Here is a 22,505-nt window from a genome sequence, read left to right as displayed (position 1 = left end):
GCAGCAAACTAACCCCGCTCCGGGCCCGCCGGCGGCGCGACAACCGGAAGACCAGGGGAAACCTGCGCGGTCAGACCGCCTTCACGTACCGATGGCACGGCACCGGCAGCGTCCCGTCACCGACCGTGGCGGGGTAGTCGAAGGCACCCGCGTCCGTCCATCCGCTGCGCTCGTAGAAGCGTCGCGCCCGCGCGTTCCCGGTCGCCACGGCCAGCCAGGCCTGCTTGTGCCCGTTGGCCTTCACCTGCCGCTCGGCCTCGGCCAGGAGCACACCCGCCACTCCCGAGCCGCGGTGGTCCTGCGCGACGTACACCTGCTCCACCTCGTCGCCCACCACCATCACGAACCCCGCGATCTCGCCGCCGACGACCGCGACGGTGGTGTCCGCGACCCGTTCGGCCGCACGCGCCCAGAACGATTCCTCGGTCCGGGCCGCGACGAGCTCCTCCGGCACATGTCCGAGATGCCCGTCCCGCCAGCCGGCGTACCAGATCCCGGCCACGACATCGGCATCCCCAGCAACAGCAGGCCGCACAGTCATGCCGCCAGGGTAAGCACCAACGAGGCACAAGCCATCCCGAGGAAGAACACCGCGAGCGCGAACTGGGCGGTGTAATCCGCGGCGCGCACGTGGGTGTACAACGCACACACGAAGAACAGCACCAGCCCGATCGCGGCCGCGGCCACCAGTACCGGGAGCTGCCCCAACAGCCCGGCGAGCAGCCCGATCGCACCAGCGGTCTTCAATGTCCCGATCGGGAACGACAACCAGGACTCCGGTACGCCGGCCTTCGCCATCCCCGGCAGAATCGGCTGCCAGTGCAGCAGCGCGGCGACCCCGGAGAAGGCGTTGATCGCAACCGTCGCGGCGACCACGACGACAGCGAGCGTGGTCATCTCAGTCCACCACCAGATGCGCGAGCTTGTCCGGGTTCGTGATCGCGTAGATCCCGGTCACCTGCTCGCCCTCGACCTCCAGCACGATCACGGCGTACGGCGTGTCTCCGGTGAGGAGCAACGCCGACGGATCACCGTTCACGGTCCGGTACTCGACGCCGAGCGACGGCACCGGCCGGCGCACCCGATCGCCGATGATCAGGGGCGCTATCCGGTCCCGGCCCAGGATCGGATGCAGGCCGGCCGCGCGTGCCTTGCCGCCACCATCGGCCCACAACGTCACGTCGGGCGCCAGTACCTCCATCAGCGCGTTGAGATCCCCACCGACGATCGCGTCGATGAACCGCTGCGTCACGTCCAGCCGAACCCGTGGATCGGCGGTGAACCGCGGCCGCCGCGCCTGGACATGCTCCCGCGCCCGATGCGCCAGCTGCCGAACCGCAGCCGGCGTACGCCCGAGAATCTCCGCGATCTCGGCCAGCCGGTACCCGAATACCTCGTGCAGCACGAACACCGCCCGCTCCAACGGTGTCAGGGTCTCCAGTACGACGAGCATCGCGAGCGAGACCGCCTCGGTCCGCTCCACCGGGTCGATCGGGGTGAGCACGGGCTCCGGCAGCCACGGACCGACGTACTCCTCCTTGCGCCGGTTGATCGAGGCGCGCCGGGCCAGCGCGGCGTTCACCGCCACCCGGACGAGATAGGCCCGCGGGTTCTCCACGTCGGTCCGCCCGGACCACGCCAGCCAGGTCTCCTGCAGGACGTCCTCGGTGTCCGCGACGCTGCCGAGCACGTTGTAGACGATCGAGAACAGCAGCTCGCGATGCCCGAGGAAGATGTCGGTCGAACTCATGGTGTTCATGCCCTCTGGGAGTCGTTCGCGATCGAAAGTGTGACATCGGCGTGGTGAACCCGCCGCGCCCCTACGCTGGATCGGGCGCGCTCGTCGGCGCCGGCAGACCGAAAGGCCCGGACGGCACGACAGGAGAACGATGCCCAGACAACTGCGCCTCGGCCCGGAGTACTTCTGGGCGGCCTCGGTCGCCGAAAGCATCGGCCCGATCGGTGGACGGTACGCCGCCGAGCGCTGGGACGGACAGGTTCTGATCGCCGACCAAGAGCCCAGTCTCGACTATTTCGAAGCCGCGATGAGCTCGCCCGACCGTCCGTTGATCATTCCGCGGCGGCACCTCGAAACGGTCCGCGCGGCGATCGGCCGCAAGGACGGGGACACCGGCAAGAAGGCACCGACCGCGAAACAACTGCAGGATCGCTGGACGGCACTCGTCGAGGCCACCGCCTACACGACGACGCAGGTCGTGGAGATCATGAGCCCGCTGCCGGACCTCCAGGGGAACCCGGAATCGCACCCGGAGGCCCGGCTGAACGCCGCGTTGGCCGACCTCGTGACCCAGGATCAGCTGGCCGCCGTGTGGCAGGAGAGCGAGTCCGCTGAGCTGATCCGGTCCGAGGATGTCCCGTCGCCGCACTTCTCCTGGTCCGACCGAGGTCCGGCCACCCCGGCGGCGCGCGAGATGCTCGCCGAAGTCATCCGGCACCAAGGCCGGGAGCCGGGTCCCCAGGAGATCGCCGCGGTCGCCGGCGCGCTCATCGGCGTACCGCCGGATCGGCGCTGGGCGGCGATGGCCGGCATGATTCGCGGCGCCGACGAGTCCGGACTGATCGATCTGCGAGAACTCGCCGGCGGTGGGCTGCGCCGCGGCTTCGAGGCCGCGGTCGAGCACCCCGAGACCGGCGCTGCCGACCCGGCCGTAGCGGCCGAGGCGGTGCGCACCGTGGGGGCCGACCCGAAGAGCGCCGCGCGAAAGACGGCTCTCGAGGTGCTCGACTCCGGTCAACCGCTGTTCGGTCTCGACCCCGCCCAGCGTTCGCCGCGGGACGCGGTCAGGACCGGCGGCGCGACCACCGGACCCCGCGGCTGGCTCGGTCGGTGGGGCTCGAAACACGCCGAAGGCCGCGGCGGGCGCTGACCCGAAGCACTCACTCCGGGTCGCAGGAGAACGCGGGCCGCCGCGCTCACTCCGGGTCGTAGGCGAGGTTCGGGCGCAGCCAGCGCTCGACCTCGTCGACGGCGAGCCCACGCCGTACGGCGTAGTCCTCGATCTGATCGCGACCCACCCGGCCCACGCTGAAGTAGCGCGCCGCGGGGTGGGCGAAGATCAGACCGGAGACGGCCGCGGCCGGGGTCATCGCGAACGATTCGGTCAGCCCGAGACCGAGCTTGTCCGCCTCGAGCAGCTCGAACAGGTCCCGCTTCTCGGTGTGGTCCGGGCTCGCCGGGTAACCCAGCGCCGGGCGGATGCCGCGGAACCGCTCGGCGTGCAGGTCCTCCAGCACCGGCTGCGCGTCCGGCTCGAACCACGCCCGCCGGGCCTCCAGGTGGATCCACTCCGCGAACGCCTCGGCCAACCGGTCGGCCAGCGCCTTCACCATGATCGCCCGGTAGTCGTCGTTGCGGTCCTCGTACGACTTCGCCAGCGTCTCCGCGCCGTGGATCGCGACCCCGAAGCCACCGAGGTGGTCACCGGCCGGCGCGATGTAGTCGGCCAGGCAGCGGTTGTGCCGCCCCGCGGGCTTCTCGGTCTGTTGCCGCAGCATCGGGAACGACGCGTCGAGACCGTCGAGGACGATGTCGTCACCCTCGCTGTGCGCCGGCCAGAACCCGTACACGCCCTCGGCGGTGAAGGACCCGTTGGCGATGATCTCGTCCAGCAACGTGTTCGCGTCGTCGAACAGCTCCCGCGCCACCGGCTGATCGAGAATCGCCGGGTATTTCCCCTTCAGCTCCCAGGCCAGGAACAGGAACTGCCAGTCGATCATCGCGCGCAGCGTCTCGATGCTCGGTGAGACGCGCCTGAGCCCGGTGAACGCCGGCACGGGCAGCTCGCCGTACTCGACCGGCTCCTTGTTCGCCCGGGCCTGGTCGAGTGTCAGCAGCGGACTGCGCTGCTTGTTCGCGTGCTGCTCCCGCAGCCGCTCCTGCTCCAGACTGTTGCTCTTGGCAAGCGCCTCGGCACGGTCGGGGTCGAGCAGATCGGAGACCACACCGACCACCCGCGACGCGTCCAGCACGTGCACGGTCGTCTTCTCGTACGCCGGTGCGATGCGGACCGCGGTGTGCTGCTTCGACGTGGTCGCACCACCGATCAGCAGCGGGAGCTTCAGCCCACGCCGCTGCATCTCGGTCGCCACCGAGACCATCTCGTCCAGCGACGGCGTGATCAGCCCGGACAGCCCGACCGCGTCCGCGCCCTCGGCCACCGCGGTGTCGAGAATCCTTGCCGCCGGCACCATCACGCCGAGGTCGATCACCTCGTAGTTGTTACAGCCGAGCACCACGCCGACGATGTTCTTGCCGATGTCGTGGACGTCGCCCTTCACGGTCGCGAGTACGACCTTGCCCTGACCGCGGACCATCTCCGCGCGACCCTCGCGCCGGGCCTGCTCCTTCTCCTCCTCCATGAACGGCTCGAGGTACGCGACCGACCGCTTCATCACGCGCGCGCTCTTCACCACCTGCGGAAGGAACATCTTGCCCGCGCCGAACAGGTCACCGACGATCTTCATCCCGGCCATCAACGGGCCCTCGATCACCTCGAGCGGACGGGGCAGCTGCTGCCGCGCCTCCTCGGTGTCGGCCTCGATGTAGTCGACGATGCCGTGCACCAGCGCGTGCGACAGCCGCTCCTCGACCGGGCCCTCGCGCCAGCTCAGGTCGACCTCGCGCTGCTTGCCCTTGCCCTTCACGTTCTCCGCGAACGCGACCAGCCGGTCGGTGGCGTCCTCGCGGCGGTCGAAGAGCACGTCCTCGACCAGCTCCAGCAGGTCCTTCGGGATGTCCTCGTAGACCGCGAGCTGGCCGGCGTTCACGATGCCCATGTCCAGCCCGGCCTTGCCGGCGTGGAACAGGAACGCCGAGTGCATCGCCTCGCGGACGATGTCGTTACCGCGGAACGAGAACGACAGATTCGAGATACCGCCACTGATGTGGACCCCGGGGCAGCGCTCCTTGATCAAGGGCAGCGCCTCGAGGAAGTTCTTCGCGTAGCTGTTGTGTTCCGCGATCCCGGTCGCGACGGCCAGCACGTTCGGATCGAAGATGATGTCCTCGGCCGGGAAGCCGATCCCGGTGAGCAGTTCGTACGCGCGCTCGCAGATCGCCACCTTGCGCTCGGTGGTGTCCGCCTGGCCCTGCTCGTCGAACGCCATCACGACGGCACCCGCGCCGTAGTCGCGGATCTTCCGGGCGTGCTCGAGGAACTGCTCCTCGCCCTCCTTCAGGCTGATCGAGTTGACCACGCCCTTGCCCTGCACGTGTTTCAGCCCGGTCTCCAGCACCGACCACTTCGAGCTGTCGACCATGATCGGGATCCGGGCCACCTCGGGCTCGGTCGCGATCAGGTTCAGGAACGTGGTCATCGCCTGCTCGCTGTCCAGCAGGTCGGCGTCCATGTTCACGTCCAGCAGGTTCGCGCCACCGCGCACCTGCTCCAGTGCCACGTCGACCGCGGCCTGGTGGTCGTCACCTTCGATCAGCCGGCGGAACCGCGCCGACCCGGTCACGTTGGTCCGCTCGCCGATCATCACGAACCCGGTGTCCGCGCCGATCTTGAACGGCTCGAGCCCGGAGAACCGCGTCGTGTGATCCGGCTGTACGACGGTGCGCGGCTCGAGATCCCGGACGACGTGGGCGATCTGCTCGATGTGGGCGGGAGTCGTCCCGCAACAGCCGCCGACGATGTTGACGAGACCGGACTGCGCGAACTCCTCCAGCATCGCGGCGGTCTGCTCGGGCGTCTCGTCGTACCCACCGAAGGCGTTCGGGAGACCGGCGTTCGGGTGCGAGGCGACGTACGTGTCGGCGAAGCGCGCGAGGTCGGCCACGTGCGGGCGCATCTCGGCGGCACCGAGCGAACAGTTGACGCCGACGACGAGCGGCCTGGCGTGCTCGACCGAGCTCCAGAACGCCTCGACCGTCTGGCCCGACAGCGTCCGGCCGCTCAGGTCGACGATCGTCACCGAGATCCACAACGGCAGCTGCGGCGCGACCTCGCGGGCGGCCGCGACGGCGGCCTTGGCGTTCAGCGTGTCGAAGATCGTCTCGATCAGGAGCAGGTCGACGCCACCCTCGGCGAGCGCGGCGATCTGCTCGGCGTACGCGTCCCTCACCTGCTCGAAGGACACCGCGCGGTACGACGGGTCCTCGACGCGCGGGGACAGCGACAGCGTCACGTTCAGCGGGCCGATCGAACCGGCGACGAACCTGGGATTGCCTGGTACGGCGAACTCGTCCGCCGCCTGGCGGGCCAGGCGCGCGCCGGCGACGTTCATCTCGCGCACGTACTCCTGCAGACCGTAGTCGGCCTGGCCGATGCTGGTCGCGGTGAACGTGTTCGTCGTGGTGATGTCCGCACCGGCCGCCAGGTACTGGCGATGGACGTCGAGGATCACGTCCGGACGCGTCAGGTTCAGGAGGTCCGGGTCGCCGGTGACGTCGTGCGTGTGGTCGCCGAACCGGTCGCCCTGGTAGTCGGCGGGCTGCAACCTCGCCCCCTGCAGCATCGTGCCCCACGCACCGTCGAGGACCGCGACCCGCTGATCCAGCAGGTCCCGCAGCGCGGCTTCACTCATCTGCTTACCCCTCCAGAAATGATTCCGGAGGCGCCCTTGCAGTCAATGACCCAGGTCGAGCGTGGCGGACCTGGGTCCGTTGCAGCGCCTCTCGGCCTGGATCGCCATGCTAGCGGCGTCACACCCTGCAATCAGCACCCCGGATCACATTCTAAGACGATGTATCAAGGGGTGATCAGGGCCTGGATTCCCGGTGCGTAGAGCTCGACGACGGCATCCGGGTCGGCGGTGGCGATCGGGCCGGTCTTGTCGATCGCCATCGCGGCACCGAGCCCGAGCAGCTGCCCGGTGACGAGCGCGGCCCGCAGTTCGGCGTCCGGGCCGGTCAGCCGGGCCACGAAGGCGCGGACGACCTGGTCTCGAAAGTGCTCGCGGATCTGCGCCCGCTCGTCACCCTTGCCCGCCGCGAACACCACTCTGACCAGGAGATCCGCGCCGTTGTCCCGGCGGTACTGGACCATGGTTCGCACCGCGTGTTCACCGAGCCGCTCGTTCGGCGCGGCCAGCAACAGCTGGGCCGCCTCGCTGAAGTCGGCGACCTTCTCGAAGAGCGCTTCCTTGCTGCCGTAGTGCTTGACGATCAGGGCTGCGCTGACTCCCGCGTCAGCAGCGACCCCGCGGAGCGTCACCGCGTCGTACGACTCCCGCGCGAACGCCTTCCGCGCCGCACGCAGGATCGCGGTCCGCCCCGGATCGGTCACGTCCGCGCCGCCCGCACCGGCGCCACCTCGTCGGCGGGCGCGGAACGCCGTACCGGGATCAGCAGCACGAGCCCGGCGGCCACCGCGGCCGCGATCCCCGCGATCACGAACACGATCAGGTACGCCGACAGCGCCGGCGCGACCTTGCCGGCCTGGGAGATCGTGACGTTGGCCAGCACCGTGGCGACGATCGTGCTGCAGATCGCCTGCCCGATCGTGCGCATCAACGTGTTCAGCCCGTTGGCCGCGGCGGTTTCCGTCACGGGCACAGCATGCATGATCAGCGCGGGCAGCGCCGAGTACGCCACGGCGGTTCCGGCCGAGACGACGGTCGCGCCGACCACGATCCCGGCGACGTTCGCGCTGGTGAAGAGGCGGACGACGTACCCGGCCGCCATGATCACGGACGCGATCATCAACGTGAACCGTGGGCCGCGGGCGCTCGAGATCCGCGCGGACACCGGCGAGAGCAGCACCATCGCGACCCCACCGGGCAGCAGACAGAGTCCACTGACGACGATCGACTCGCCCAGTCCGTAGCCGGTCCACTTCGGCTCCTGCACGAGCTGCGCGGTCGACAGCGAGTTGGCGTAGAACGCGAACCCGATCAGCAGTGCGCTGAGGTTGGTGAAGAGTACGGCGGGTCGCGCCGAGACGCGGAGGTCGACGAGCGGGCTCTTGGTGCGCAGCTCGTACCAGCCCCAGAGCGGGACGAGCAGGACGGCAACGGCGTACAGGACTGTCAGCCGCCCGGCGCTCCACGCGTTGCTCTTCGACACGGCGAGCAGCAGACAGACCAGGAAGGCGCTCAGGCCGAGCGCGCCGAGGACATCGAAGCGGCCGCTGGTCCGGACCGCCGACTCGGGGACGATCAGCAGGACCAGGACGACGTCCAGCAGTCCGAGACCGAGGTTGATCCAGAACATCGTGTGCCAGTTGGCGTATTCGACGACCAGCGTCGCGGCCGGGATCCCGAACGCGGCGCCGATCCCGAGCGTCGAGCTCATGATCGCGATCGACGGGATCACGCGAGCCGGCGGCAACTCGTCGCGCAGGATGCTGATGCCGAGCGGTACGACGGCGACCGCGGCACCCTGGAACGCGCGACCGGTGATCAGGACGGACAGGTTCGAGCTCGTGGCGCAGAGCAGCGAACCGATCACCATCGACGAGAGCGCGATCAGCAGCACGCGGCGTTTGCCGTACATGTCGCCGGCGCGACCGAGCAGCGGGGTGAACACCGCACCGGTCAGCAGCGTGACGGTGATCAGCCAGCTGACGTCCGACACCGGACTGTGGGTGATGGCCGGCAGCGACGGCAGCAGCGGCACGACGATGGTCTGGCTGATCGAGACCAGGACGCCGCAGAACGCGAGCGCGGCCAGGATCAGACGTGGGTGAGCGGCAGGGCGGACCATCAAGCGGAGTGTCCTCACGAAGCGGGGTGAACAGCTGTTTACTCAGCAATCGTAAACGGTTGTTCACCCCGGCCGGAAGTGGACCCGGAAACCGCTCACCGATTGGACCAGGAACGCCTGCACCGGTTTGCCTTCGGTGGGTTCATGAGGATCTTCGTCGCCGGCGCCACCGGCGTGATCGGCCGCCGACTCGTCCCCCTGCTGCTCGCCGACGGTCACGAGGTCAGCGCTCTCAGTCGGCGCCCGAACGCGAGCGTTCCGGCCGGTGTGCGGGTGGTCGTTGGCGATGTGTACGACGCTGATCATCTGCGCGACGTGGTTGCCGCGGCGCGACCTGATGTGGTCATGCACCAACTGACGGATCTCACTGCTCGCGACTTCGCCGCCAACACCCGGATCCGCCGCGAAGGCACTCGCAATCTCGTCGACGCCGCCCTCGCAGCCGGCGTACCGCGGGTCATCTCGCAGAGCATCGCCTGGGCCTACGAGCCCGGGTCCACTCCCGCGACCGAGTCCACGCCGCTGGACCTCCAGGCCGCGGACGAAGCCCGCCGTACGACGGTGGAGGCAGTCGCCACGCTCGAGGAGATCACCGCGGAAGCACCCGAGTGGGTCGTCCTCCGCTACGGCATGCTCTACGGTCCCGGCACCTGGTACACGAAAGGCGGCCTGATGGCCGACCTGGCTCTGGCAGGCCAACTCTCCCTCAGCCCCGACATCACCAGCTTCCTCCACATCGACGACGCCGCCACCGCCGCCGCCGGAGCCCTCACCTGGCCCAACGGCCCCGTCAACATCGTCGACAACACCCCCGCCCCCGCGACCGAGTGGCTCCCCACCTTCACCCAGTCCGTTGGCGCCCCCACCTTGACCCAGTCCGTGGGCGCCCCCACCTTGACCCAGTCCGTGGGCGCCCCCACACCACCCCCGCCGACGAGCCCCTCCCGCACTCCGTGGGCCCGCGGCGCCGCCAACGCCCACGCCCATTCCCTCGGCTGGACCCCTACCCACCCCACCTGGCACACCGGCTTCTTCGCCTGACCACCACCGCCCCGCGGCCTCATCCCCGCGTCGTGACTCCCGGCACACGCCACCTCCTCCGAGTCATGGCATCCGGCGGCCCCCAAATTCGCCGAGTCGTGGCAATTGGCGGAAGCCCGACTCGCCGAGTCGTGGACCGGGGCAGCCAATCCCCAACCATCTCGCACGACTCGACGAAGGACACCAGCCGGCAGCACCGGAGTACGACGAGCCGTGGCAACTGGCGCAAGCCCCATTCGCCGAGTCGTGGACCGGGGCAGCCAATCCCCAACCATCTCGCACGACTCGACGAAGCTCACCAACCACGAGCACCGAGATACGACGAGCCGTGGCAACTGGCGCAAGCCCGACTCGCCGAGTCGTGGACCGAGGCAGCCAATCCCCAACCATCTCGCACGACTCGACGAAGCTCACCAGCCAGGAGCACCGAGGTACGACGAGCCGTGGCAACTGGCGCAAGCCCCATTCGCCGAGTCGTGGACCCGGGCAGCCAATCCCCAACCATCTCGCACGACTCGACCAAGGACACCAGCCGGCAGCACCGGAGTACGACGAGCCGTGGCAACTGGCGGAAGCCCCATTCGCCGAGTCGTGGACCCGGGCAGCCAATCCCCAACCATCTCGCACGACTCGACGAAGCTCACCAGCCAGGAGCACCGAGATACGACGAGCCGTGGCAACTGGCGCAAGCCCGACTCGCCGAGTCGTGGACCGGGGCAGCCAATCCCCAACCATCTCGCACGACTCGACGAAGCTCACCAGCCAGGAGCACCGAGGTACGACGAGTCGTGGCAACTGGCGCATGCCCGACTCGCCGAGTCGTGGACCGGGGCAGCCAATCGCTGACGATCTCGCACGACTCGACGAAGGACACCCGCTGGGAGCGCCGGGGTCCGGCGAGTCGTGGTAACTGGCGGGTGCCCCGATTCGCCGAGTCGTGGACTGGGGCTGCGGATCTCGAAGCGTTTTTCACGACTCGGCGGGCGCGGGGGGTGGGGAAAGGAGTGGGCCCGGTGCTCCGAGGGGGGAGGAGCACCGGGCCCGATTTCGGTCCGCTGTAGCGAGGGGAGGCGCTACGGTCAGCGGACCGGGCCAGTGATGAGTTCGATGGTGGCCTTGTGGGTCTGGCCGGACTGGTCGGTCCAGCCGACCTCGACCTTGTCGCCGGGGTGCTGCTTGTTGAGCAGCGCGGACAGGCTGTCCGGAGACTCGACGCTGTGCCCGGCGAACGAGGTGATCACGTCACCGGCCTCGATGCCGGCCTCGTCCGCGTGACCGTTGGCGACCACGTCGCCGACGACCGCGCCGGTGGTACCGTCGCTGCTCACGACCGAGATGCCGAGCATCGCGGAGTCACCGATGTGCACGGCGTCCGACGACTTCCCGTTCTCGATCTGCTGGGCGATGTCGAGCGCCTGGTTGATCGGGATCGCGTACCCCGAGGTCGCCGTACCGGACCCGTTCCCGGAGCCGCCCTGACCGTCGCCGAACCCGTTGCCCTGGCCCTGGCCCTGGCCGCTGCCGTCACCGAAGCCGCTGCCGTCGCCGTTGCCGTTACCCAGCCCGCTGCCGTTGCCGTCGCCCCAGCTGCCCGGGCCGTTGTCGCCGAACGGGAAGCCGGTGCCGTCACCGGAACCGTCGCCGTTGCCCGTGCCGTCGCCGTACCCGTTGCCGGATCCGCTGGCGGCCAGCGTCGCGGTGACGGTGTTGCCGGTGGTCGCGGCGGTCTGGCCCGGGCCACCCTGGCCGCCGTGGTTGCCGCCGTTGCCGGCGACGTCCACGCCGATCACCTTGCCGCCGGCGTTCACCAGCGGGCCGCCGGAGTCACCGGCCTGGATGTCGGCGTCGGTGCCGATCAGGTTCGTCAGGTTCTCCGGGTCCTGCCCGTTCTCGTCCGTCGCGGTGATCGCCTGGTTCAGCGCAGTCACCTTGCCGGCCGCGTAGCTCGGCGTACCGCCGACTCCGCCCGCGTTCCCGACGCCGACGACCTGGTCGCCGACCTTCACCTGGTCGGAGTTCCCGGTGTCCGCGGTCTGCAGGCCGGACGCGTCCTTCAGCTTCAGTACGGCGATGTCGTGCTGGTCGTCGTACCCGACCACACTCGCCTTGTACGTCTTGCCGTTGCCGATGTCCGTCACGGTGATCGACGTCGCGCCCTGGATCACGTGGTGGTTGGTGAGGACCTCGCCGTCGGAGGTCAGCACGATCCCGGTACCCGCCGCTCGTGCTCCCTGGTACCCGAGCACGGTGTTGACGTCGACCAGGCCCGGCGAGACCTTCGAGGCCACCGAGGCGGCGTCGAACGCCTTCTGGGAGAGCTCCGAGGTGTTACCCGCACTGTGCTGGTTGATGCCCCAGGCAACCGAACCGGCAACCAGCGCCGCAGCGAGCCCGAGCACGCCGGCGCCCAGCAGCCGGCGGCCACGCTTCTTCGGCGGCCGCTGCGGCGGGTACGGAAACGGCATCTGCCCGAACGGCGGATACGGCGCGTGCTGCCCCTGCTGGTACTGCGCGTGCTGGTACGGCGCCTGCTGATACGCACCCGCCTGCTGATACTGATACCCAGCCTGCCCCGGCATCCCCTGCGCCTGCGGCGACTGCCCCTGCCACTGCGCCGCCTGCTGCGGTTGCGGCTGCGGCTGCGCCGGCTGCTGCGCCGCCTGCTCCGGCTGCGGCTGTGCCGACTGTTGCGCCGCCTGCTGCGGTTGCGACTGCGGCTGTGCCGGCTGGCGCTGCCACTGAGCGGACTGCGGCGCCTGCGGCATCTGTTGCCCGCGCGGCGTTTGCGCCTGCGGCTGCTGCGGCTGTGCCGGCTGGCCCTGCCACTGAGCGGACTGCGGTGCCTGCGGCATCTGTTGCCCGCGCGGCGTTTGCGCCTGCGGCTGCTGAGCCTGCGGCTGCTGCGGCTGCTGAGCCGGCTGCTGCTGAGCCTGCGGCTGCTGCGGCTGCTGTGCTTGCGGCTGCTGTGCTTGCGGCTGGTGTGGTTGTGTGGGGTTGTGTTGCGGGGTGCCGTTGGTTGGCTGTCCGCCGTCCGGCGACTGATTGCCGTTCTGCGGTCCCGGTCCAGCGGTCTCGTTCATTGGTGTTGCCCTCCTCGGCCCAGTTCCCTCTGCTTTCGAGTAGAGCTCGCGAGACTGAGAACTCCATCGGGCCAGCCAATGAATCAGCTGAGAATCTGCTGCACCGCCATCACCACCGCGCGTCGCCGGACGATCGCGTCCGGCAACTCGGTGCCGAGCTCGGGGTTCATCGAGGACCAACTCGTCGCGATCGCCTGGATCAACGACAACAGGCTGACCGCCGTGAACCGCCGCGGCACCACGCGCCGCCGCATCCCCCGCTGCAGCTCCTCCAGCCGGCTCTGATTGACCGCGACGATCGCCTCCAGCGGCTTCCCGTCGGGCCGCTCCAGCCGGTACCAGACCGACAGCCGAAGCCGGTCCGGATGTGCTTCGAAGTAGTCGAACACCCGCCCCGCATACGCCGGCAGGTCGTCGGCATCGAACCCGACCTCGTCGAGGTACTTCTCCAGCGACGCACTGAAGACCGCGTCGAACAGGTCGTCCTTGTTCCCGAAGTACGCGTAGAGCATCGCCTTGTTACACCCGGCGACCTCGGCGATCCGGCTCACCCGCGCGCCGCCGATCCCACGGGCGGCGAACTCCTCGGTGGCCGCCTCCAGGATGCGCGCCCGGGTCCGGTCTGCGTTCCGTTGCTGCATACCGCGAGCTTACCAACCAACCGGTTAGTTGATTTACAACCAACCGGTTGGTTAGATTGAGTCGTATCCAACCGTTTGGTTAGTTAGGAACGACAATGAGCAAGATCTGGTTGATCACCGGCAGCTCGCGCGGCCTGGGCCGCGCCTTGACCGAGGCCGTGCTCGCGGCCGGCGACCGCGTCGTCGCGACCGCCCGCAAGCCCGAGCAGCTCGGCGACCTGGTAACGCAGTACGGCGACCAGCTGCGTGCCGTCGCGCTGGACGTGACGGACGCCGACGCCGCACGTGCCGCGGTGCGGACGGCGGTCGAGGAGTTCGGCGGGCTGGATGTGGTGGCGAACAACGCCGGGTACGCGAACAGCGCGCCGATCGAGCAGATGGCCGACGACGACTTCCGCGCGCAGGTGGAGACGAACCTGTTCGGCGTGGTGAACGTGACGAAGGCGGCACTGCCGGTGTTCCGCGAGCAGCGCAGCGGGCACTTCCTGCAGTTCTCGTCGATCGGCGGACGGGCCGGCGGAACACCTGGGATGGGCGCCTACCAGACCGCGAAGTTCGCCGTCGAGGGGTTCTCCGAGGTGCTGAACAACGAGGTGCGGCCCTTCGGCGTCAAGGTGACGATCGTCGAGCCCGGTGGTTTCCGCACCGACTGGGGCGGCTCCTCGATGCAGCTGCACGACGTGCACCCGGACTACGAGGCCACCGTCGGCGAGATGCACCAGCGTCGCGTGGACACCGACGGCAAGCAGCCCGGCGATCCGGCCAAGGCCGCGACCGCGATTCTCCAGATCGTCGACCTCGAGAACCCGCCGCTCCGCCTCCTGCTCGGCTCGGACGCCCTCAAGCTCGCCGAGACCTCGTCAGCCTCCCGCGCCGAGGAAGCCGCTACCTGGGCCCACCTGACCACCTCGACCGACTTCGACTGACCCGATCCCGACCATCGGCGCCGGGGATGTCGCGGTGGAAACGACCAGCCGCAGTCGCAAGCCCGCGCCTACCGATCCCAGCTATAACCTGCTCGCCGAAGCGGCCGCCGGCGCTACCACCTGCGACCACTTCGGACCAGGTCCGCACGCCATGATCGACGGATTCACCGCAGCGAGCTGAAGAACTCCCGAACGTCCTCGACCAGCAGCTCGGGCTCTTCCAGCGCCGCGAAGTGCCCGCCGTGATCGACGTCCGTCCACCGCGTGATCGTGTTCGACGTCTCGCAGTACCGCCGGATCGCCACGTCGTGCGCGAGCGCCAGCACCGCCGTCGGTACGCCGGAGTTCGGTCGCGGAGCCCACGAGCGCGGCTGCGCATACCCGATGTACGCCGCCGACCCACCCGTCCCGGTGAGCCAGTACATCATCACGTTCGTCAGCAACCGGTCCTTGCTGATAATTGCCTCAGGCAAAGTATCCGCCGGCCAGGTCCACGACCGGAACTTGTCCATGATCCACGCCAGCTGCGCAACCGGTGAATCGACCAGTCCGTACGCGAGCGTCTGCGGCCGTGTCGACTGGATCGAGATGTACCCGAACTCGTCCTTCATGAACTGCCCGATCCGCGCCATCTTGTCCTGCTCCAACGGCGTCAGGGTCTTCAGCTCGTCGTCGGACATCTGCAGCGGCGGCAGGTTCGTCCCACCGTTCGTGTGGACGCCGACCACCTGCTCCGGCGCCGCCCGCCCGACCTCGGGTGACACCGACCCGCCGAGGTCGCCACCCTGTACGCCGTACCGCTCGTACCCGAGCCGGCTCATCAGCTCCGCCCATACGCGCCCAATCCGCGGGAACGTCCAGTCGCCGTCCGCCGTCGGCCCCGAGAACCCGAAGCCGGGCAGGGCCGGGATCACCACGTCGAACGCATCCGACGCCTGCCCACCCCAAGCGACCGGGTCCGTCAGCGGCCCGATCAGGTCGAGGAACTCGACGATCGACCCCGGCCACCCGTGCGTCAGCAGCAACGGCAACGCGTCCGGCTCGGCCGACCGCACGTGGATGAAGTGGATCCGCTGTCCCTCGATCTCGGTCGTGAACTGCGGGTACGAGTTCAGCTCCTTCTCGGCCGCACGCCAGTCGTAGGAAGTCCGCCAGTACTCCACCAGCGAGGACAGCCAGGACACGGGTACGCCGGTGCTCCAGTCGTCACCGGGCAACGGGGCAGGGAACCGGGCACTCGCCAGCTTGGCGGCGAGGTCGTCGAGCGTGCTCTGCGGGATGTCGATCGTGAAGGACTTGATCATGGCTCCAGCCTGACACCCAGTTAGGACAGCTTCAGTCCTAACCAAGTGGCACACTGAACAGCATGCTGGAAACCTCCGCACGCCTGCTCAAACTGCTCTCGCTCCTGCAGCAACCCAAGGAGTGGAGCGGCGCTGCCCTGGCCGGCGAGCTCGGCGTCGGCGTCCGCACGGTACGGCGGGACGTCGACAAGCTCCGCAACCTCGGCTACCCGGTCGACGCCGCACCCGGGATCTCCGGCTACCGCCTCGGCTCCGGGGCCGCCCTCCCACCGCTGCTGCTCGACGACGAGGAAGCCGTCGCCGTCGCGGTCGGCCTGCGCGCCGCCGCCACCGGCACCGTGGCCGGGACCGAGGAGTCGTCGGTCCGCGCACTCACCAAACTCGAGCAGGTCCTGCCCTCCCGCCTGCGGCACCGGATCGAACTGCTCCAGCAGATCGCGGTCACACCGGCGGGCGGGCCGTCGGTCCAACCCGACGTACTGCTCGCTGTTGCGGCTGCCTGTCGCGACCGGCACCGGCTGCGCTTCGACTACCGCAACCACGACGGTACGGCGACCACTCGGACGACAGAGCCGCATCGACTCGTGCACACCGGCCGCCGCTGGTACCTGGTCGCGTGGGACCTCGACCGCGCCGACTGGCGCACGTTCCGCCTCGACCGCGTCGAGCCGCGCATCCCGACCGGCCCGCGCTTCACCCCACGCGAGGTCCCCGATCTGCAGACCACGACCCGCGGCGTCGCGTCCGGGGCGTACCGCTATCAGGCCCGCGTCCTCGTCCACGCGCCGGCCGAACAGGTCGCCGATCGCTACGGCCCGCATGTCGCGTCCGTGACGCCGGTCGACGAGACGACGACCCTCGTCGAGACCGGCGCGAACTCGCTCGAGCAGATCGCCCTGTACCTCGGGATCCTCGGCCTCCCGTTCGAGGTCCAGTCACCGCCGGAGCTGATCGACTGCATCCGCGAACTCACGACGCGCCTGGCAGCCGCGATCCCGGCACACTGACCGGTACCGTTCGGACATGCAGGATCGGTACGTCGAGACCGTGCTGGGCCGGATCCGGTTGCGCATCAGCGGGTCAGGGCCCGCGATGCTGTTCTGGCCGAGCCTGTTGATGGACGGCACCCTCTGGTCGGCCCAGGCCGCGCACTTCGCGGACCGCTTCCAGGTGCTCCTCGTCGATCCACCCGGACACGGCGGCAGCGAACCCTTGACCGAGCCGTTCACGTTCGAGCAGTGCGCGCAGGTGATCGTCGAGATCCTCGACGATCTCGGCATCGACCGGGTCCACCTGATCGGCAACAGCTGGGGCGGCATGATCGGCGGCACCTTCGCGGCGCTGCATCCCGGGCGGATCGGCATCGCGGTCCTGATGAACGCCACAGCCTCCCCCGCGGGCCGGCGGCAACGCTTCGAGTACGGCGTACTCACCCGCTCGGCGCAGCTACTCAAAGGAATCCGCGGGCCGCTGGCCGGACCGGTGCGCGACGCCTTCCTCGGTCCGACCGCGAAACGTGAGAAGCCCGAAGTCGTTGCCACGGTCAACGAGCTGGCGCGGAAGGTCGACGTTCGTTCGGGGATGCACGCCGTGACCAGCGTGGTCCCGAACCGGCCAGACCAACGCGAGCTCCTAGGCCGGATCAGCACGCCCGTGCTAGTGGTCGCGGGCGCCGAGGACACGACCTTCCCGGTCGCGGAGACCGAGGAGATGGCCGACTGCATCCCGGGCGCGCGGTTCGTCGTACTCGAGCAGTCGGCGCATCTCGCGGCGTTGGAGTCCCCGCAAGAGGTGAACGCCCTGATCGACGATTTTCTCGCCGATCAGGGCGTCCGCGGTTAGCGAGTGACGGCGCCCGTCTTCGGGTCCAGGATGAGCGGCCGGGTGTTCGGGTGCGCGCGGAAGCTGAACATGCTGTTCAGGCTGCCGGCCCGCTCGTCGAACGAGTGGTCACCGATCTGGCCGGTCCGCCAGTTGTCCTCGATGAACTTCAGGACCGAGGTCTGGTCGGTCACCGCGTGGTCGACGTGATTCGTCTTCGCGTACGGCGAGACCACGAGCAGCGGCAGCCGCGGACCGTAGCCGCAGCGGTCGGCGTACCCACCGGCGACCGGCTTCTTGCCGCACAGCGCGGCCTGGTCGAGCGCGGCGTCCTTGGAGCCGTTCACGCTCGGCGGCGTGACGTGGTCGTACCAGCCGTCGGAGTCGTCGTACGCGAGCACGACCGCGGTCGACGCCCATTCCTTGGACTTCTGCAGCTGGTTGATCTCCTTGACGATGAACGCCTGCTCGTCCAGCGGGTCGGAGTACCCGGCGTGGCCGTCCTGGTACTGACCGGCCTTCAGGAAGCTGACCGCCGGCAGGTTGTTCGCGGCCAGGGCCGCGTCGAAGTCCGACGTGTCGTACTGGTGGTTGGCCTGGTCGGTGCGACCGATCGCGGCCACCGACGACGGCGGCAGGTGCTTCGGGTTCGCGGTCGACTTGTAGTACATGAACGGCTCGTGGTGCGGGCTGTAGTCGGTCGCCGTGTTGCCGCCGACGTTGGTGTGCGTCGAGCCGCAGACCGCCTTGCCGTTCGCCGACGAGGTCGGCTTGAAGCCGCCCTGGAACCAGCCCCAGGTGACGTGCTGTGCGTTGAGCAGGTCGCCGATGTTCTGGCCGTGCATCACGGCCAGGTTGTTCGAGGACTTGCCGTTGTTGTTCGAGCAGTCGTCGTAGTACGGGTCGGGGTCGTTGGTCATGGTGCCGATCCCGTTCGCGTCCGGCGACTGGACGGCGTACGCGTCCGTGGTCGGTTGGCCGGTCTTCGGGTCGATCGCCTGGACGCCGTGGGTCTGCCCGGAGATCAGGTTCACCGCGCCCGGCGAGGACGGCCCGTACACGGTGTCGAACGAGTTGTCGCTCAGCGCGTAGTGCTGGGCGTAGTTCCACATCGCGGTGACGGTGTTGCCGTCGAAGTAGTCCATCACCAGGCCCGGCTCACCGAACAGAACCGGCTGGCCGGTGCACTTGTCGGTCTCGGTGTTCTCGACGAACTTGTCGTCCTTGCCACCGTTGACGGCCTTCTGCTCCGCGCTGTAGCCGTGGTTCTGGTCGCAGGTCAGCGCCTGCGACGGCGCCAGCCGCTTCGGGTTGTAGGCGTTGGGGTTGTTGGTCAGCAGTTGCTGCGAGAGGCCGTTGACCTTCGGCGTGTGCGGCGCCGCCGTGAACGGGGTGCCGTTCTCGTTGGTCGCGTTGGGGTACGTGCCGAAGTAGTGGTCGAACGAGATGTTCTCGCCGAAGATCACCACCACGTGCTTGATCGGTGTCGCGGTCTGCACCGGCCGGCTCCAGTTCGCTGCCTCGGCGTTGGCCGGGGGCTGGAAGGTCGCGGCGGTATTGGTCAGCTGGTGAGTGTCGCCGGCACAGCCGGCGGCAAGCAACAAGCCTGTCGTGGCCGCGGCGGCGGTGGCCGCGACCCGGAGTCTTGCGCGCATGCCTTCTCCTCCTGAGTAACTCATCCGAGCAACGACCTCCCGAAATGGTCGTTGCCGTCCCGAACACCGGGAAGCACGAAGAAATAACCGCCGCCGACGGGCCGGATGTAGTCGACGAGCGGCTCGTCGGCCAGCCGGGTCTGGACGGCTTCGAACTGCCGGGCGATGTCCTGCTGGTAGCAGCAGAACAGCAGCCCCATGTCCAGGTCACCGACCGCGTCGGTGCCCTTGTCGTAGTTGTAGCCGCGGCGCAGGAACTGGCTGGCCGCGGTCTCCGCGGTCCGCGGGTTCGCCCGGCGGATGTGGCTGGTCAGCGGGATCGCCGTACCGGTGGGGTCGGCCGCGTAGTCCGGCGTGTCGGTCTCGCGGTTGCCGTCCAGCGGAGCGCCCGAGTCGCGGCGGCGGCCGAACATGTTCTCCTGCTCGCCGACCGGCACCCGGTCCCAGAACTCGACCAGCATCCGGATCTGCCGCAGCACCTGGTAGCTGCCACCCGCCGTCCAGGCCGGCTCACCGTTGCCGTTGCGCACCCACACGAGCTTGTCGTGGTCGGACTGCGCCGGCTGCACGATGCCGTCCTTGAAGCCCATCAGGTTGCGCTGCGTACCGGACGGCCGCGGCGGGCTCTGGAAGCCGTCGACCCGCCAGCGCAGTTGCATCGCGCCCCGCGTGTGCCGAGCGATGTCCCGCAGCGCGTGCAGTACGACGTCGGTCTCCGACGCGCACAACTGCAGGCTCAGGTCCCCGTGACACAGGCTCTCGTCCAGGCTGTCGTTCGGGAACTCCTTCATCGCGGTCAACCTCGCCGGCTTGCGGTCCGTCAGCCCGTACCGCGTGTCGAACAGCGAGGCCCCGACGCCAATGGTGACCGTCAGGTCGTCCCCCGGCATGTCCGGACCGAGTACGCCGGAATCCGCCGGCGGTGCCGTGATCCCCAGCGGCGGCAGCGCACCGCCCGCGGTCAGTAGCCGGGCCCGCTCGGTCAGCGTCTTGAACAGCTCGGCGAGCTCGCCCTTGTTCGCGGCGATCACGTCGAACGACGCGAAGATCGCCTGCTTCTGCTGGGCGGTCGTGATGCCGGCCTGGTGATCGCCGTGGAACGGCACCGGCCCCGAGGTGGTCGCCGAAGCAGGCGTCTCGGTGACCGCCACGGCCGTGACCGCGGCCGCACCAGCCCCGGCCAGCGCGCCACGCAGGAAGGATCGACGACCGACGTCGCTCATCAGCCCCTCCGCACTTCGCAGATCGCAGCGACCGGGGCGAGCTTCTCCAGGAGCTCACCCACCGCGCCGTTGAGTTGCTCCCGCGTGCCCCGGTCCAGTTGGGCGACCGGCGTGCTCTGGTGCGCGGTCAGCAGCGCTCGTGTCCGGTCCTCCCACTTCTGCACCTCAGGCAGTGCGGGGTACCGCGGCTCGAGCACCGGTTTCAGGATGGCCAGCACGTTCGCCGTGCCGTTCAAGTTCGCCAGCGCGGTGTTCAGCGACGTACCGCTGCCTTGGTCGTTCTCGCCGGTGAGTTCGAACTGCAGGGCGTTCTCCATGATCTCGTGAGCGCGCAGGCCGAGGTCGTTCGGATCGACCTGCTGGTTGGGCAGGTCGGCCTGCAGACCGTGGACGTCGGCGGCGAGCTTGGTGGCGATCGGCTTCAGCGCAGCGGCTGTCGCGTTGTGCCAGAGGCCCTTCTCCAGCGGGTGGAAGCCGGCGTCGGCGCCGTCGATCTTGTCGGCGAAGTCGCCGAACGCGCCGTACGCAGCGCCGAGCGAGTTGTACGCCAGGTGGGCGGACAGCCAGTCGGACCGGGCGGCAACCAGGTTGCCCGCGTCGACATCGCCACGGAGCTTGTCCGTCTTGGCTGCCAGCTGGGCCACACCGGTCGCGACCGCTGCCTCGTACTGCTTGACCAGCGGCAGCATGTCGTTCTTGGTGACCGCCACCGCGGCCGGGCCGCCCTTCGCGTCACCCGTCAGCGTGACACTCGGACCGGTGATCGGGTCGGTGTCCTCGATCAGGCAGCGGATCGCGTACTGACCGGCGCCGAGTTGCACGTCCATCGGCGCTGCCGTGTTCGGTCCGAGGCCTTCGACCTCGCCGAACACCTTGTTGCTGGTGACCTCGACCAGGTCCACCTCGGCCGAGGCATCGCCGGTGTTGTGCAGCATCAGCGTCTGCCGACCGGTCCTGGCGTCGGTCCAGCCCTGGCCGCACTGGCTGCGGGACACGCTGATCTCGGGCGGACCGCCGACTGCCTCGGCCGAGTCCTCCCAGGGCCGCCACAACGCCACCGCCACCAAGGCGCCGACGGCGACAACTGCGATCGCGGCCGGCAGCGGGCGGGGAGGGCGCACGGAACGTTGCTCCTGGGGTCGGGCGGATTTACATTTGCGGGCAATGCTAATCCCGGTCCACCCTGCCGTGACCCGGGTTCCGGCGTGTTCGCGCGCTCGTCACGAACTGTTCGCTAGCGACGGGTTGGAACTGAGATTCTGCTGAGATCCGAGGCCACCACGACCTCGCCGGAGAACTCCGCCGCAGCCTCTTCAAAGAAACGCTCAGGTTCCAGATACCGCTGCGAGAAGTGCGTCAGGACCAGTTTCCGTACGCCGCACTCGGCCGCGACCCGCGCCGCCTGGCGGGCGGTGAGATGACCGAAACGCCGCGCCAGCTCGGTCTCGGACGAGAGGTACGTCGACTCGATCACGAGCAGATCGGCGTCTTCGGCCAACCGCAGGACGTTCGGGCACAACCGCGTGTCCATGACGAACGCGAACCGTTGCCCCGGGCGCGGTTCACTGACGTCCTCGAGATGGATGGTGCGACCATCGATCTCGAGCGAACCCGCCCGCTGCAACCGGCCGATGGCCGGCCCGGTGACGCCCGCCGCGGCGAGCTTGTCCGGCAGCATCCGGCGACCGTCCGGCTCGATCAGCTGGTAGCCGAAAGAGTCGATCGAATGCTCCAGCCGGCGCGCCCACAGCTGCCCGAACGAGCCGACCGACAGCAGCCCGTCCTCCTCCACCGGCTCCTCGAGCAACTCGGCCCGCTCGAAGAACGAAGCGGCGTACCGCAGCCGCGTGAAGTACGTCTGCCCCGACGCCGGGTAGTGCGCGCGGACCGCGTGCGGTACGTCGTCCAGCGACAATCGCTGCACGATTCCAGGCAACCCGAGACAGTGGTCGCCGTGGAAGTGGGTCACGCACAGCCGCGTGATCGCGCCGGCCGCGACCCCGGCGTACAGCATCTGCCGCTGCGTACCCTCGCCCGGATCGAACAGGAACCCCTCGTCGTCCCAGCGCAGGAAGTACCCGTTCTGCGTGCGTTCCCGGGACGGCACCTGACTGCCGGTCCCGAGCACCACGAGCTCACGCAAGCG

General features: G+C 69.1%; 18 protein-coding genes and 1 riboswitch. Of the genes, 5 read left to right on the top strand and 13 right to left on the bottom strand.

Features of this window, described 5'->3' with window-relative positions; all coding sequences use genetic code 11:
* Positions 1 to 70: 70 nt before the first annotated feature.
* From ACFYRH_RS26580 to sigJ, 3 genes are read right to left on the bottom strand one after another with little or no spacing between them, the layout of a single operon-like run.
* Positions 71 to 541, bottom strand: a complete 471-nt coding sequence (locus tag ACFYRH_RS26580) for a GNAT family N-acetyltransferase (protein ID WP_387780781.1) — start codon at positions 539 to 541, stop codon at positions 71 to 73.
* On the bottom strand, positions 538 to 897 hold the full coding sequence (locus ACFYRH_RS26575) for a DoxX family protein (RefSeq protein WP_387780779.1): 360 nt from the start codon (positions 895 to 897) through the stop codon (positions 538 to 540). The genes ACFYRH_RS26580 and ACFYRH_RS26575 overlap by 4 nt, the downstream gene beginning before the upstream one ends.
* 1 nt (position 898) lies before the next feature.
* The gene (gene sigJ / locus ACFYRH_RS26570) at positions 899 to 1,750 is read right to left on the bottom strand and encodes an RNA polymerase sigma factor SigJ (protein ID WP_387780777.1); all 852 of its coding nucleotides are present in this window, start codon (positions 1,748 to 1,750) and stop codon (positions 899 to 901) included.
* A gap of 139 nt (positions 1,751 to 1,889) precedes the next feature.
* Here sigJ and ACFYRH_RS26565 point away from each other — a divergent pair, with 139 nt between their 5' ends.
* Positions 1,890 to 2,888, top strand: coding sequence for a hypothetical protein (locus ACFYRH_RS26565; protein WP_387780775.1), 999 nt, complete (start codon positions 1,890 to 1,892; stop codon positions 2,886 to 2,888).
* Between the two features lie 46 nt (positions 2,889 to 2,934).
* Here ACFYRH_RS26565 and metH read toward each other — a convergent pair whose 3' ends face one another.
* The 3 genes from metH to ACFYRH_RS26550 all read right to left on the bottom strand — a co-directional run bounded on the left by metH (position 2,935) and on the right by ACFYRH_RS26550 (position 8,668).
* Positions 2,935 to 6,549: a methionine synthase gene (gene metH / locus ACFYRH_RS26560; protein ID WP_387780772.1), complete on the bottom strand. Its 3,615-nt coding sequence runs from the start codon at positions 6,547 to 6,549 to the stop codon at positions 2,935 to 2,937.
* A 21-nt stretch (positions 6,550 to 6,570) separates the two neighbouring features.
* Positions 6,571 to 6,648: riboswitch (S-adenosyl-L-homocysteine riboswitch) on the bottom strand.
* A 65-nt stretch (positions 6,649 to 6,713) separates the two neighbouring features.
* Positions 6,714 to 7,250 carry a TetR family transcriptional regulator gene (locus tag ACFYRH_RS26555; RefSeq protein ID WP_387780769.1) on the bottom strand — a complete coding sequence of 179 codons (537 nt, stop codon included), beginning with the start codon at positions 7,248 to 7,250 and terminating at the stop codon, positions 6,714 to 6,716.
* On the bottom strand, positions 7,247 to 8,668 hold the full coding sequence (locus tag ACFYRH_RS26550; protein WP_387780766.1) for an MFS transporter: 1,422 nt from the start codon (positions 8,666 to 8,668) through the stop codon (positions 7,247 to 7,249). Before ACFYRH_RS26550 ends, ACFYRH_RS26555 begins: the two co-directional genes overlap by 4 nt.
* A 144-nt stretch (positions 8,669 to 8,812) precedes the next feature.
* On the opposite strand from ACFYRH_RS26550, the gene ACFYRH_RS26545 reads away from it, so the two are divergent.
* The gene (locus tag ACFYRH_RS26545) at positions 8,813 to 9,709 is read left to right on the top strand and encodes an NAD-dependent epimerase/dehydratase family protein (protein WP_387780763.1); all 897 of its coding nucleotides are present in this window, start codon (positions 8,813 to 8,815) and stop codon (positions 9,707 to 9,709) included.
* A 1,079-nt stretch (positions 9,710 to 10,788) separates the two neighbouring features.
* Here ACFYRH_RS26545 and ACFYRH_RS26540 read toward each other — a convergent pair.
* Positions 10,789 to 12,789 carry a S1C family serine protease gene (locus ACFYRH_RS26540; RefSeq protein ID WP_387780760.1) on the bottom strand — a complete coding sequence of 667 codons (2,001 nt, stop codon included), beginning with the start codon at positions 12,787 to 12,789 and terminating at the stop codon, positions 10,789 to 10,791.
* Positions 12,790 to 12,872: 83 nt separating this feature from the next.
* Entirely contained in the window at positions 12,873 to 13,430 is a 558-nt protein-coding gene (locus ACFYRH_RS26535; RefSeq protein ID WP_387780757.1) for a TetR family transcriptional regulator, read from the bottom strand.
* A gap of 95 nt (positions 13,431 to 13,525) precedes the next feature.
* Here ACFYRH_RS26535 and ACFYRH_RS26530 point away from each other — a divergent pair, with 95 nt between their 5' ends.
* The gene (locus tag ACFYRH_RS26530; protein ID WP_387780754.1) at positions 13,526 to 14,356 is read left to right on the top strand and encodes an oxidoreductase; all 831 of its coding nucleotides are present in this window, start codon (positions 13,526 to 13,528) and stop codon (positions 14,354 to 14,356) included.
* A gap of 164 nt (positions 14,357 to 14,520) precedes the next feature.
* Here ACFYRH_RS26530 and ACFYRH_RS26525 read toward each other — a convergent pair whose 3' ends face one another.
* The gene (locus ACFYRH_RS26525; RefSeq protein ID WP_387780752.1) at positions 14,521 to 15,660 is read right to left on the bottom strand and encodes an epoxide hydrolase family protein; all 1,140 of its coding nucleotides are present in this window, start codon (positions 15,658 to 15,660) and stop codon (positions 14,521 to 14,523) included.
* 62 nt (positions 15,661 to 15,722) lie between these two features.
* On the opposite strand from ACFYRH_RS26525, the gene ACFYRH_RS26520 reads away from it, so the two are divergent.
* Positions 15,723 to 16,667: a helix-turn-helix transcriptional regulator gene (locus ACFYRH_RS26520; protein ID WP_387780749.1), complete on the top strand. Its 945-nt coding sequence runs from the start codon at positions 15,723 to 15,725 to the stop codon at positions 16,665 to 16,667.
* A 16-nt stretch (positions 16,668 to 16,683) separates the two neighbouring features.
* Positions 16,684 to 17,502 (top strand): alpha/beta fold hydrolase, encoded by an 819-nt coding sequence (locus ACFYRH_RS26515; protein ID WP_387780746.1) that lies wholly within the window; start codon positions 16,684 to 16,686, stop codon positions 17,500 to 17,502.
* Here the strand turns inward: ACFYRH_RS26515 and ACFYRH_RS26510 are convergent.
* From ACFYRH_RS26510 to ACFYRH_RS26495, 4 genes are all read right to left on the bottom strand, one after another.
* Positions 17,499 to 19,136, bottom strand: coding sequence for a phospholipase C (locus tag ACFYRH_RS26510; protein ID WP_387780743.1), 1,638 nt, complete (start codon positions 19,134 to 19,136; stop codon positions 17,499 to 17,501). The genes ACFYRH_RS26515 and ACFYRH_RS26510 overlap by 4 nt on opposite strands.
* Positions 19,137 to 19,156: 20 nt before the next feature.
* Entirely contained in the window at positions 19,157 to 20,359 is a 1,203-nt protein-coding gene (gene efeB, locus ACFYRH_RS26505) for an iron uptake transporter deferrochelatase/peroxidase subunit (protein WP_387780740.1), read from the bottom strand.
* Positions 20,359 to 21,480: an EfeM/EfeO family lipoprotein gene (locus ACFYRH_RS26500; RefSeq protein WP_387780737.1), complete on the bottom strand. Its 1,122-nt coding sequence runs from the start codon at positions 21,478 to 21,480 to the stop codon at positions 20,359 to 20,361. The genes efeB and ACFYRH_RS26500 overlap by 1 nt, the downstream gene beginning before the upstream one ends.
* 113 nt (positions 21,481 to 21,593) lie before the next feature.
* Positions 21,594 to 22,502, bottom strand: a complete 909-nt coding sequence (locus tag ACFYRH_RS26495) for a ribonuclease Z (protein WP_387780735.1) — start codon at positions 22,500 to 22,502, stop codon at positions 21,594 to 21,596.
* Positions 22,503 to 22,505: the final 3 nt, after the last annotated feature.

The sequence above is a fragment of the Kribbella sp. NPDC004875 genome, from assembly GCF_042873375.1.
In the GTDB taxonomy this organism is placed as follows: domain Bacteria; phylum Actinomycetota; class Actinomycetes; order Propionibacteriales; family Kribbellaceae; genus Kribbella.
The sequence above is the reverse complement of the archived record's forward strand: the minus strand, read 5'-3'. Positions and strand labels throughout refer to the sequence as shown.